Origin of the sequence: Aeromonas sp. 102P, assembly GCF_051920345.1 — a bacterium.
In the GTDB taxonomy this organism is placed as follows: domain Bacteria; phylum Pseudomonadota; class Gammaproteobacteria; order Enterobacterales; family Aeromonadaceae; genus Aeromonas; species Aeromonas veronii.
In genome coordinates, this window is the sequence record NZ_JBQBCZ010000001.1 from 354,503 (window position 1) to 366,529 (window position 12,027).

9 protein-coding genes are annotated in these 12,027 nt (G+C 62.5%); 5 read left to right on the forward strand and 4 right to left on the reverse strand.

The features are described 5' to 3' along the window. Window positions 1-80: 80 nt before the first annotated feature. The 4 genes from gntU (at window position 81) to ACTG1K_RS01800 (ending at window position 7,454) form a co-directional block, all read left to right on the forward strand. Window positions 81-1,421: a gluconate transporter gene (gntU, locus tag ACTG1K_RS01785; protein ID WP_005355418.1), complete on the forward strand. Its 1,341-nt coding sequence runs from the start codon at window positions 81-83 to the stop codon at window positions 1,419-1,421. A 150-nt stretch (window positions 1,422-1,571) separates the two neighbouring features. Then, window positions 1,572-2,921, forward strand: coding sequence for a CDP-diacylglycerol--serine O-phosphatidyltransferase (gene pssA, locus ACTG1K_RS01790; protein WP_193860903.1), 1,350 nt, complete (start codon window positions 1,572-1,574; stop codon window positions 2,919-2,921). 190 nt (window positions 2,922-3,111) lie between these two features. After that, complete coding sequence (recG, locus tag ACTG1K_RS01795) at window positions 3,112-5,181, forward strand: ATP-dependent DNA helicase RecG (protein ID WP_368150119.1); 2,070 nt, start codon at window positions 3,112-3,114, stop codon at window positions 5,179-5,181. Window positions 5,182-5,324: 143 nt separating this feature from the next. Beyond that, window positions 5,325-7,454, forward strand: coding sequence for an AsmA family protein (locus ACTG1K_RS01800; protein WP_368157475.1), 2,130 nt, complete (start codon window positions 5,325-5,327; stop codon window positions 7,452-7,454). A gap of 54 nt (window positions 7,455-7,508) precedes the next feature. Here the strand turns inward: ACTG1K_RS01800 and ACTG1K_RS01805 are convergent, their stop codons facing one another. Continuing rightward, window positions 7,509-8,417: a bifunctional GNAT family N-acetyltransferase/hotdog fold thioesterase gene (locus tag ACTG1K_RS01805; RefSeq protein WP_115544223.1), complete on the reverse strand. Its 909-nt coding sequence runs from the start codon at window positions 8,415-8,417 to the stop codon at window positions 7,509-7,511. Between the two features lie 51 nt (window positions 8,418-8,468). On the opposite strand from ACTG1K_RS01805, the gene ACTG1K_RS01810 reads away from it, so the two are divergent. Next, window positions 8,469-9,149, forward strand: coding sequence for a spermidine synthase (locus tag ACTG1K_RS01810; RefSeq protein WP_368157481.1), 681 nt, complete (start codon window positions 8,469-8,471; stop codon window positions 9,147-9,149). Here the strand turns inward: ACTG1K_RS01810 and dtd are convergent. The 3 genes from dtd to ACTG1K_RS01825 form a co-directional block, all read right to left on the reverse strand. Then, window positions 9,138-9,575, reverse strand: a complete 438-nt coding sequence (gene dtd, locus ACTG1K_RS01815; protein ID WP_335812675.1) for a D-aminoacyl-tRNA deacylase — start codon at window positions 9,573-9,575, stop codon at window positions 9,138-9,140. The two genes, ACTG1K_RS01810 and dtd, sit on opposite strands and share 12 nt — an antisense overlap. Before the next feature lie 86 nt (window positions 9,576-9,661). Continuing rightward, window positions 9,662-10,534, reverse strand: coding sequence for a virulence factor BrkB family protein (locus tag ACTG1K_RS01820; RefSeq protein ID WP_005340664.1), 873 nt, complete (start codon window positions 10,532-10,534; stop codon window positions 9,662-9,664). A gap of 176 nt (window positions 10,535-10,710) precedes the next feature. After that, the gene (locus ACTG1K_RS01825) at window positions 10,711-11,952 is read right to left on the reverse strand and encodes a malic enzyme-like NAD(P)-binding protein (protein ID WP_101530374.1); all 1,242 of its coding nucleotides are present in this window, start codon (window positions 11,950-11,952) and stop codon (window positions 10,711-10,713) included. Window positions 11,953-12,027 lie beyond the last annotated feature (75 nt).

Consider the following 12,027-nt stretch of genomic DNA (forward strand, 5'->3'; position numbering starts at 1 on the left):
CTAAATAAATCATAAAGATATGGTTTGCCGACGGATCGGCAAGGTGTCACGACTGAACTTGGAAAAAGGAACGCATAACAATGTCTGACCTCTCCCTGATCATGACAGCCGCCGGCTCGATTGTGTTGCTGCTCTTCCTGGTGATGAAGGCCCGGCTCCACGCCGTGGTAGCCCTGATCCTGGTCTCCATGGTGGCGGGTCTTGCCGCCGGCATGAACCCGGCCGACATCGCCAACACCATCCAGAAAGGGATGGGTGGCACCCTCGGTTTCGTCGCGGTAGTGGTGGCGCTGGGCGCCATGTTCGGCAAGGTGATGGAAGTGACCGGTGCTCTCGACCGGGTGGCTCACACCCTGCTCGGCAAGTTCGGCGTCAAGCGCGCCAACTGGGCAATGGCCCTGACCGGCTTTGTCTGCGCCCTGCCGCTCTTCTTTGATGTGGCCGTGGTGCTGCTGATCGGCGTCGCCTTCGCCATCGTCCGTCGTGGCGGCGGCAGCGTGGTGAAGATCGGTATCGCCCTGCTGGCCGGTATCGCCACTTGCCAGGCCTTCCTTATTCCGGCGCCGGGCCCGATCCTGGTGGCTTCCCAGCTGGGTGCCGACTTCGGCTATATGATCCTGTTCGGCCTGATCGCCGCCGTACCGGCGTTGATCCTGGCGGGCCCGCTGTTCGGTGACTTCATCAGCAAGATCGTCGATGTGCCGCTGCCTGCTGATGCCCAGAACAGCGTTCACGATGACAGCAAATCCCTGCCCTCCTTCGGGCTGGCCATGGGCCTCATCGGTCTGCCGCTGCTGCTGATCGGCCTCAAGACCATCGTCGGTCGCTTCGTCGAGGCAGGCTCCACCCTGCACAACTGGCTGGAGTTCATCGGTCACCCCTTCACCGCCATCATGGTCGCCTGTCTGGCCGCTTTCTACCTGCTGGGTATTCGCCGCGGCATGTCCCGTGACGAGGTGATGAGCGTCTGCAACAGCGCCATCCAGCCCGCCGGTGTCATCATCCTGGTGACCGGTGCCGGTGGCGTCTTCAAGCAGGTGCTGGTTGATTCCGGTGTGGGCGCCGCGCTGGGCAACATGCTGGCCGACTCCGGTCTGCCTATCGTCGCACTGGCCTTCATTCTGGCCGCTGCGGTACGGGTGATTCAGGGCTCTGCCACCGTCGCCATGCTGACCGCCTGCGGTCTGGTGCTGCCGATGCTGGAGCCGCTCGGCCTGAACGGCGCCCAGCTGGCGGCCGTCACCATCGCCATTGGCGGCGGTGCCATCGTGCTCTCCCACGTCAACGACTCCGGTTTCTGGCTGGCGAACCGCTACCTCGGCCTGACCGAGAAGCAGACCCTGCAGACCTGGACCGTGATGGAAACCATCATCGGCACCACCGGCGGCGTGATGGCGATGATCATCTACAGCTTCCTCTGACAAGGGGGAAATGCTGACAAAAAGGCCTCACTCGTGAGGCCTTTTTCATCTTTCTGATGATTCTTTCTTTGGCTGAGAGGGCGAGATTGCTAGAATCGCCTATTCATCGCTCCGAGTGGAACGCTTAACCCCGTGATTTCAGGTTTATCTATGCATTCATCGGCCCATTATCGACAACTGCTGGCGCGCCTGCCCCAGATCGCCGTCGCAGCGGATCAGTTTGAAGTGCTCTATAGCGCCCAGGATTTCAAACGCCGCATTCTTGCGCTTATCGCCAGTGCCACCCGGCGCATCTATCTGGTCGCGCTCTATCTGCAAGATGACGAAGCAGGCCGGGAGATCCTCTCCGCCCTCTACGCCGCCAAGCAGCGCAATCCGGCCCTCGACATCAAGCTGTTCGTCGACTTCCACCGTGCCCAGCGCGGCCTGATCGGCAAAGGCAAGCAGGGCGGCAACCACCTGATGTATCAGGCCATGGCTGCCGAACACGAGCACCAGATCGAAATCTACGGCGTGCCGGTCAAAGGGCGCGAACTGCTCGGCGTGCTCCACCTCAAGGGCTTCATCTTTGATGATGTGGTGCTCTACTCCGGTGCCAGCCTCAACGACATCTACCTGCATCAGCAGGATCGCTACCGCTTCGATCGCTATCACCAGATCACCAGCCCGGAGCTGGCCCGCAGCATGGTCAACTATGTGGATGACCTGTTCGTGAAGAGCGACGCGGTGCAGCGACTGGATCACAGCGACATCCCCAGCGCCAAACAGCTGAAAGGGCCGATCCGCCGCTTCAAGCAGAGCCTGCGCCAGAGCCAGTACCGTTTCAGCACCATGCCGGTCAACACCCAGGAGGTGGCCATCACCCCCATGGTGGGTCTGGGCAAGCGCAACAATCAGCTCAACCTGATGATCCGCAATCTGGTGCGCGCCACCGAGCGGGAGATCTTCATCTGCACCCCTTACTTCAACCCCCCCAAGGAGTTGAGCAAGGATATCGAGGATCTGCTGCAGCGCGGTTGCAAGGTGACCATCGTAGTGGGCGACAAGACCGCCAACGACTTCTTCATTCCGCCGGAAGAGAAGTTCTCCACCATCGGTGGCCTGCCCTATCTCTACGAGACCAACCTGCGCAAGTTTGCCGAGCGCAACCAGCGTCACATCGACGACGGTCGCCTCAACCTGATGCTCTGGTGTTGCGAGCGCAACTCCTACCATCTCAAGGGGATCTTCGTGGATGACGAGTGGGCCCTGCTCACCGGCAACAACCTCAACCCCCGCGCCTGGGCGCTGGATCTGGAGAACGGCCTGCTGGTACACGATCGTCGCCACCTGCTGCGTCCCCAGTTCAACGCGGAGCGGGAGAACATCCTGACCAACACCAAGCGGATCAGCCACTTTGATCAGGTTGAGCAGATTCAGGACTACCCGGAACAGGTGCGCAAGCTGCTGGGACGGATCCACAGGGTCAAGGCCCACCTGCTGCTCAAACGCATCATCTGACTCCGGGCGCCATGCGCCCGCACCTTGCCTGTTGGCAGCCGCACAAAGGCCTCCCGTTTTCGGCAGGCCTTGGTTATATCCGCCGTTTCCCCCACTTTGACGGCCCAGCCAGCAGCAACTCGGCTTGCATCGGCCCCTCAACAACCCCTATCATCTGGACATATTTACAGTGTTTTCGGGCATCTAATTGATGAAATTGGATAAAATTCCTCTCGATAGCCTCAAGGGTGTCGGCAGCAAGATGCTGGAGAAGCTCGAGCGGCTGGGGCTGGCCACGGTACAGGATCTGCTGTTCCACCTCCCCCTGCGCTACGAGGACCGTACCCAGGTGTGGCCCATCGGCGATCTGCCGCCCGGCCTGCACGGCGCCGTCGAGGGCGAAATCCAGGACACTCAGCTGGTGATGGGGCGCCGCCGCATGATGGTCTGTCGCATCAGCGATGGCACCGGCACCCTCACCTTGCGCTTCTTCAACTTCACCGCCGCCCAGAAAAACAGTCTGGCGGCGGGCCGCCTGATCCGCTGCTTTGGCGAGGTGCGTCCCGGCAAATACGGGCTGGAGATGGCCCACCCCGAGTACAAGCTGCTCGGCGAGGAGCAGGCCGGTCAGACCGAAGAGGCGCTCACCCCCGTCTACCCGACTACCGAAGGGCTACGCCAGCTCACCCTGCGCAACCTCACCGATCAGGCGCTGGCCCAGCTCGACCTCTATGGCGTGGAGGAGCTGCTGCCCGCCGGCCTCTATCCCCACCAGATTGAACTGGCCGCCGCCCTGAAACTGCTGCATCGCCCGCCCCCATCGGTAGCGCTGCCGCTGCTGGAAAGCGGCCAACATCCGGCCCAGCAGCGACTGGTACTGGAGGAGCTGCTGGCGCACAACCTCTCGGTACTCAAGGTGCGCGCTCAGGCGCAAACCCAGCTGGCCCGCGCCCTCAAACCGGCGCCCGCGCTGGTTGAACAACTGCTCGGCGCCCTGCCGTTCAAGCCCACCGGCGCCCAGAGCCGGGTAGTGGCCGAGATAAGCAAGGATCTGCAACAGAGCCACCCCATGATGCGGCTGGTGCAGGGTGACGTGGGTTCCGGCAAGACGCTGGTCGCGGCGCTGGCCGCCCTGCAGGCTATCGGCAATGGCTGTCAGGTGGGCTTGATGGCACCGACCGAGCTGCTGGCGGAACAGCACGCCATCAACTTCGCCAAGTGGCTGGAACCGCTCGGCATCGGAGTCGGCTGGCTGGCGGGCAAACAGAAAGGCAAGGCGCGGGAAGAGTCGCTGGCCGCTATCGCCGATGGCAGCGTCAAGATGGTGGTGGGCACCCACGCCATCTTTCAGGAGCAGGTGGTGTTCCAGCGCCTCGCCTTGGTCATCATCGATGAACAGCACAGATTCGGGGTGCATCAGCGCCTCGCCCTGCGGGAAAAAGGGGAGCGGGAAGGGGTACATCCCCATCAGCTGATCATGACCGCCACCCCGATCCCCCGCACCCTGGCGATGACCGCCTATGCCGACCTCGACACCTCGGTCATCGACGAACTGCCGCCGGGCCGAACCCCCATCACCACGGTGGCGCTGCCCGACAGCCGTCGCGGCGACGTGATCGAGCGGGTCAAACTCGCCTGCACCGAGGGCAAGCAGGCCTACTGGGTCTGCACCCTGATCGAGGAGTCGGAGGTGCTGGAGTGCCAAGCCGCCGAGGATACCGCCGCCGAACTGCAGACCCTGCTGCCCGGCCTGCACATCGGGCTGGTGCACGGCCGGATGCGTCCGGTGGAGAAACAGCGGGTGATGGAGGAGTTCAAGGCGGGCATACTGCAACTGCTGGTCGCCACCACCGTCATCGAGGTGGGGGTGGATGTGCCCAACGCCAGCCTGATGATCATCGAGAACCCGGAGCGACTGGGACTGGCGCAGTTGCACCAGCTGCGCGGTCGGGTTGGCCGTGGTGCGGTAGCCTCTCACTGCGTGCTGCTCTATCATGCCCCCTTGTCCAAGACGGCCCAGAGCCGGCTCGGGGTGCTGCGGGAGACCAACGATGGCTTCCTCATCGCCCAGCGCGATCTGGAACTGCGCGGCCCGGGGGAACTGCTCGGCACCCGCCAGACCGGTCTGGCCGATCTCAAGATCGCCGATCTGGTGCGGGATCAGCCGCTTATTCCGCAGGTGCAAAAAATGGCGCGCTTCCTCATGGATAGGCACCCAAGCCATGTCGAACCCTTGATTCGCCGTTGGCTCGGCTTACGGGATCACTATTCCAATGCCTGATCGAAGTAGATGCAGAAGATGGGCACATGTCCTTATGGATAGGCATCCGAGTCATGTCGAACCCTTGATACGGCGCTGGCTCGGTCTGCGAGGCCACTACTCAAACGCCTGACAACACATCCCAAAACAGGAGGAAAGCAACCATGAATTCCTGGCTACGCGGCCTGCTCTACACCTTCGCCTTCCTGCTGCTGTTTGTCTGGGTTGCCCTCGGCCTGTTCGACGCCGAGCGCGCCAAAGGCCCCATCGCCAGCTGGATCAGCCAGCAGACCGGCGTGCCGGTCACCATAGGGCGACTGGTGTTCAACCCGCTGCACCCTTACACCCTGCTGGCAGAGCAGGTGCGTTACGGCGATGCAGTCTCACTCGACAAGATCTATCTGGAAATCGAGAGCATCGACTGGCTGAGCCGCGACGTGCGCATCGCCCATCTCGATCTCATTCGTCCCGCCATCAAGCTGCCGCTGCCTCAATCGTTATCCAATCTGCTACCGAGCCTGCCGGTGCACTCCCTCACCATCAGTGACAGCACCATAGACCGGCTCAGTCTGGAGAGCCCCGAGCTGACCCTGCGCGGCCTCAATGCCACCCTGAGTGACTGGGAGCTGATCGACCCGAAACGGCAGCCACAGGCCAACCTGAGCCTCAATATCGGCCAGCTGGAGACCCCACAGTTCACCTTCGCCCGCCTCAACCTGCAAGGAAGGCTGGAAGGGGAAGTGCTGCGCAGCGACAAGCTGGTGACCAACCTGTTTGACGGTCTGCTGGAGAGCGGCATGGTGCTGGACTGGCCCGCTCGCACCCTGCAACTGCACGATCTCAAGGCGCGCGGCATGCGGGTGGAGCTGGGCGATCTGACACAACAAGGCTTCCCGCAGCGCTTCCCGTTGCAAAGCGTGTCGCTGGATCGCGGTCATCTGGACGGCGTCAGCCTCAACGACATCAATCAGGAGCTCTCCTTCAACAACTTCAGCGGCCAGCTCACCGCCTTCAACTGGCAGGCGGGCAACCAGCCCACCGGCTATCTGAGCGGCACCCTGGGCGACATGGGCCGCGGCCTGTTCCAGCTGGAGGAGATCAAGGGCAAGCTCGCCTTCTCGCCCCAGCAGATCGACGGTGAACTGCGGGGCAAGGCCTATGAAGGGGAGTTCAATGTCGAGCTCTCCCTCGATAGCCAGCAGCAGAAGCTGACCCTGAAAGACGTGGCGCTGAGCGGCATGGATATCAGCCTGCCACAGGGGTGGTGGCAGGATTGGCAGAGCTGGCGCCCGCAGCAGGTCGATATCCGCAAGCTGGCGTTCGACAAGCTCAAGGTGCTCTCCTTCGACGATTCCATCCCTCTGTCGCTGACCGGCTGGCAGCTCTATCTGAGTGATCTCGCCCTGCGCGATAACCAACCCGGCCCGCTGCTCGGCCGCGCCCGTATCGAGAGCAAGTGGTTCGAGCTGGTGTGGGATGGCCTCAGCGCCCGCAACGGCGAGCTGGATGGGGAACTGACCCCCGGCTCCTGGCAACTGGGCAAACTCACCAGCTCGCTGCCGGATGAGGGCAGCCTCAGCATGAGCGGCCAGTGGGGCCGCGAACCGGGCCAGAACAGCCGCCTCCAACTGCAGGCGACCAAGCTGGATCTGCAGCAATGGGGCAAGATATTCCACTTCCCTGTCTCGTTCGCTGGCAAGGCGGACGTGAGCGCCGACCTGCAAGCCGAACACGGCAAAACGGCGGGCGAGTGGCGCCAGACCCTGCAGGGCAGCTTTGCCCTCGATGCCGACGAGCCGTTCTGGGACAAAGTAAAGATAGATCCGCTGCTGGATGAGTGGTTCAAGGGCGCGACCCCGCCCACCCTGACGCCGGATCAGCTGTGGCAGGCGATGCAGGAGGGTGACACCCCCTTCTACCGCATCAAGCTGCAGGGCAAGATCGACAAGGGGCAACTACAAGTCGAGCAGGCTGGCGCCTCCACCATCACTCATCTGCTGGCGCTGCAAGGGGGGATCGATCTGGTCAACGAACAGTGGCAGCTCGATCTGGGGATCCTCAACGGCAACCGCTGCGCCGAGCTGCTCGGCCAGTGGCGCGGGCCGCTAACTGCCCCCACGTTGGCCTGGAGCTTCCCGCAGAAGCAGGACTCTTGCGGCTGGGAAGTGGGAGTACGCTATCCGCCGCAAGGCAACAGTGCGCCGCTCTGGCGACCGGCTCCCGCAACGAAAGCCCAAAACCAGGCCCAAGTGCAGACCCAAGCCGGGCAGACAAGCGACAGCCAGCAAGGGTAAAAACAGACAGGGCCTCATGATGAGGCCTTGTTGTTTGATGGGGAAACGACGCGGTTACTGGCCCGGGCGGCGGGGCGGCTGCACCACGTAGTGACCGCAGAACTCCGCCGCCAGCTTGCTGCCGCTGAACAGCTGGATCTTGAGGCTGAAGGTGGCAGGCTCCCCCCGTTTGAGCGGCTGCAGCACGGCGGGCATCCCCTCGCGGGCCACTCGCGCCTCGGGCTCCTCATCGACCGGGCCATGATATTTGATGGTGCTCTCGGCCAGCACCGGCTCGCCCACCAGCCCCTCCTCTTTAAGCTGCAGCCAGATCAGCCCCCAGCCCGCCAGCACGCACTGGCTGTAGACACTGCCGGCGAACATGCTGCCATGCACGTTGAAGTTGGCCGCCAGATTGGCCTTGAGGTGGAAGGTCTGGCCGTCGTAGTGGCTGATGTGCATCCCCATCTTCTCGCTGATGGGCACCCCGCGCGACCAGCGGGTGGTGAGATCCTGACACCACTCCGGCCGATACTGGATAGTCTGCAACGGGCTCAGGGATTTGATCATCTGGCGATGGGGAATGCGGCCAAAGGAGACGGGGCCGCCCCCTACTTCGAGAAAGCCGCACTTGCGATAGAACTCCACCGCCTCCTGACGGGCGTTCATCACCAGCCGTTTCACCTTCTCGCTGCGGGCCAACTGCTCGAGATCTTCCACCATTTGGGCACCCAGCCCCTGGCCGCGGTATTCGGGACGCAGCGCCATAAAGCGGATCTGCGCCTCGTCACCACCGATAAAGAGGCGGCCCACCGCAATGGGAGTGCCATCGGGTGCCAGCATCAGCCGGTGAATGGCGACGGTGTCGTACTCGTCCCGCTCGGAACCGACGGGCAGATTGAAGGGTTTACGCAGAAGTTCCCAGCGCAACTGGTAGTAGGCATCCAGCTCGGCGACTGTCTGAGGGGTGACTACCCGGTACATAGTTTCATCCTTGAGTTACACTGGTCGGAAACCATCTTGCCGTGCAAATTCATGGACTTCAATCTGCAAGCGTACCAAGCCGATCACTTGTTGCACCTCAGCGTCAAACCCCAGCGCCGCCTCACGGTACAGGAAAATGACCAGCACCGCTGGCTGGAGATAGACGGCGTGGTGCAATCCGCCATGTCGCTCGCCGACCCCGCGATCCTCTGTCTGCCCCATCAACGGGTCATCGCATGCCTGCTGCCGGAGCAGGCCACCCGGATCCTAGAACTGGGTCTGGGTGGCGGCGATCTCACCCGCCATCTGAGTCAGCGCTGGCCCGATGCACGCCACGAGTGCGTTGACCTCGACGAAGAGGTACTGACCGTTTATCAGCAGTTTTTCCAGTATCAGGAGAGCGATGAACACGCCGCTCCGGCACTCCATCAGGTCGATGCCCTCGCCTTTTTGGAGCAGAGCGAACAGCAGTACGATCTCATCCTGCTCGATCTCTTCAGTCAGGATGGCAACCCGCTGCTGCTGTTTCAGGAGCGACTCTACCGGGCGCTGGCTCCCCGCCTCTGCGGCACGCTGGTGATCAACCTGCTGCCACGCACCGCGCTTGAGCTAACCCACGCCCTGACGCTGATCGAACAGTGGATTGGCCCGGCAACCCCCTATCCGGTAGCGGGGCTTATCAACGTGATCGTCCACGTCACACCGCGGGACGAAACATCCTCAGACCTGTAGCCAGAAGGTCGTTGGCCCCTCGTTGACCAGCGCCACCTTCATGTCGGCGGCAAAACGCCCGGTTGCGGTCGGGATGCCGCTGGCAGCAGCCTTGGCCACGAAGTAGTCATAGAGGCGCTCGGCCTCGCTCGGGTGAGCTCCGCAGGAGAAGCTGGGGCGCATCCCGCTCTTGGTGTCGGCCGCTAGGGTAAACTGGGAGACCACCAGCAGGCTGCCGCCGATCTGGCTGACATTGAGGTTCATCTTGCCATTCTCGTCACTGAAGACCCGATAGCCGCTCACCTTGTGCAGCAGCTTGTCGGCCTTGGCCTCGTCATCCCCCTGCTCCACCCCGAGCAGTACCAGCAATCCCTGACCGATGGCGCCGGTCACCTCCCCCTCGACAGTCACGCTGGCCTCGCTGACCCGCTGAATCAATGCAATCACATCCCTCTCCTTTGAAAACAGAACGACCGCCCCCTCACAGGGGCGGTCGTCGATGCTACCAATAAACCGATGGCCAAGGCGATGGCTTAGCCAAGCTCCTCACTCGCCGGTTTCTCATATTCACCGAGGCAGGCAGTGGTTTCAGCCCCCAGCAGCACCACCAGCCAGCTGAGATAGACCCAGACAAACAGGATCGGGATGGTGGCCAGCGCGCCGTAGATAGCCTGATAGGAGGGGAAGTTGGTGATGTAGATGGCAAAGCCGCGCTTGGCCAGCTCGAACAGGGTCGCCGCTACCAGCGCACCGATAAAGGCGTGGATCAGCCGCACCTTGCAGTTCGGCACCACGGTATAGACCAGCAGGAAGGTGAGCACCGAGAAGAGGAACGGCAAGCCGCGCAACAGCAGATAGCCGATGCCGAACAGGCTCTCGGCACCAAACAGCCGCAGCGAGAAGATGTAAGAGGAGATGGCGATACTGGCCCCGATAAGCACGGGCCCCAGGGTCAGGATCATCCAGTACATGGCAAAGGCCTGCGCCAGCGGGCGGCCCTGGGTCGAACGCCAGATGTAGTTGAGGTTCTTGTCGATGGCGGAGATCAGCATCAGCGCCACCACCACCAGCGCCCCAATCCCCACTGCCGTGGTGTTGGTGGCATTGGCCACGAAGCCGTCGATGTACTCCTTGAGCATGTCGCCCGCGGTCGGCACGAAGTTGTGGTAGACGAACTGCTCCATCGCCTGCTTGAGGCTCTGGAACACTGGGAAGGCGGACATCATGCCAAACACCACGGCGATCATCGGCACCAGTGAAAGCAGGGTGACATAGGCCAGATAACCGGCGGTAACCGTCAATCTGTCCTGCTGGAAACGGCCCCAGACAAACTGGGCAAAGTGGCGACCATCATGGCGCAAGAAGGAGAGGGCGTGGGCCAAACGGCCGCTGACAGGCTGCTGCATCTTGATTCTCGTTAGCGTCATAGTGGCAATATTGTGTCAGAGGAGAGCGCTGTTTGACCACCTTTGAACCCGATTTGCCTCCATATGCCCCAACCTGTCGCCCGGCTGGCGTCTCTGGCTGTCGTCAGAAGCAGAAATAAAAACGGCCCCGCTATGGGGCCGTTTGCAACGCCGGATTACAGCATGTAGTCCGCAGGCAGCTCGATGCGGGCGACGCCAGAGGCGACCGCCGCCAGCGCCACGGCGCGGGCAACCCGTGGCAGCAGACGGGCATCCATCGGCTTGGGAATGACGTAATCCTTGCCGAAGGCGAGCTCGCTCACCCCGGCGGCGGTCAGCACTTCGGCCGGCACCGACTCCTTGGCAAGCGCGCGGATCGCCTCGACCGCAGCAATCTTCATGGCATCGTTGATGCGGCTGGCACGGGCGTCGAGCGCACCGCGGAAGATGAAGGGGAAGCAGAGCACGTTGTTGATCTGGTTCGGGTAGTCGGAACGGCCGGTGCCCATGATGAGGTCGCTGCGCACTCCGTGGGCCAGCGCCGGCTTGATCTCCGGGTCCGGGTTGGAGCAGGCAAAGATCACCGGGTTGGGCGCCATCAGGGCGACCGCTTCGGCGGGCAGCACATCGGGGCCTGAAACACCGACAAACACATCCGCCCCTTCGATGACATCCATCAGGGTACGCAGCGGAGTCTCGTTGGCGAAACGCTGCTTGTACTTGTTGAGATCGCTGCGGCCGGTGTGAATCACCCCCTGACGATCCAGCATGAAGATGTTGTGCGCCCTGGCGCCACACTTGATCAGCAGATCCATGCAGGCGGTCGCGGCAGCCCCCGCCCCCATACAGACGATGCGGCTGTCACTGATCTGCTTGCCCTGCACTTCCAGCGCGTTGAGCAGACCGGCGGCGGTGACGATGGCGGTACCGTGCTGGTCATCGTGGAACACCGGAATGTCGCAGCGCGCGATCAGCGCCTCTTCAATCTCGAAACACTCCGGCGCCTTGATATCTTCCAGATTGATGCCACCGAAGGTATCGGCGATAGCCGCCACCGTGTCGATAAACTGCTGGCTGGTCTCGTGCTTCACCTCGATGTCGATGGCGTCGATACCGGCGAAGCGCTTGAACAACAGGGCCTTGCCCTCCATCACCGGCTTGGAGGCCAGCGGCCCCAGATTACCCAGCCCCAGAATGGCGGTGCCGTTGGAGATGACGGCCACCAGATTGCCCTTGCCGGTATAGCGGTAGGCATCGGCCGGGTTGGCAGCGATCTCGCGCACCGGCTCGGCAACACCCGGGCTGTAGGCCAGCGCCAGATCGCGGGCGGTTTCGGCAGGCTTGGTCAGGGCGATGGCAATTTTGCCCGGTACGGGCTGGGCGTGGTAATCGAGTGCTTCTTGACGCAGATCGGACATGGGGGACCCCGATGTGGTTGGTGCAAATGAGGTGCCGACAGGGGGCACGCAGAAGGGCGGGGATCATAAAAGAAA

Coding starts and splice junctions, on each gene's coding strand:
- ACTG1K_RS01825 (WP_101530374.1), bottom strand. CDS start 11,952: ATGTCCGATCTGCGTCAAGAAGCACTCGATTACCACGCCCAGCCCGTA.
- pssA (WP_193860903.1), top strand. CDS start 1,572: ATGCATTCATCGGCCCATTATCGACAACTGCTGGCGCGCCTGCCCCAG.
- recG (WP_368150119.1), top strand. CDS start 3,112: ATGAAATTGGATAAAATTCCTCTCGATAGCCTCAAGGGTGTCGGCAGC.
- gntU (WP_005355418.1), top strand. CDS start 81: ATGTCTGACCTCTCCCTGATCATGACAGCCGCCGGCTCGATTGTGTTG.
- ACTG1K_RS01800 (WP_368157475.1), top strand. CDS start 5,325: ATGAATTCCTGGCTACGCGGCCTGCTCTACACCTTCGCCTTCCTGCTG.
- ACTG1K_RS01820 (WP_005340664.1), bottom strand. CDS start 10,534: ATGCAGCAGCCTGTCAGCGGCCGTTTGGCCCACGCCCTCTCCTTCTTG.
- ACTG1K_RS01805 (WP_115544223.1), bottom strand. CDS start 8,417: ATGTACCGGGTAGTCACCCCTCAGACAGTCGCCGAGCTGGATGCCTAC.
- ACTG1K_RS01810 (WP_368157481.1), top strand. CDS start 8,469: ATGGACTTCAATCTGCAAGCGTACCAAGCCGATCACTTGTTGCACCTC.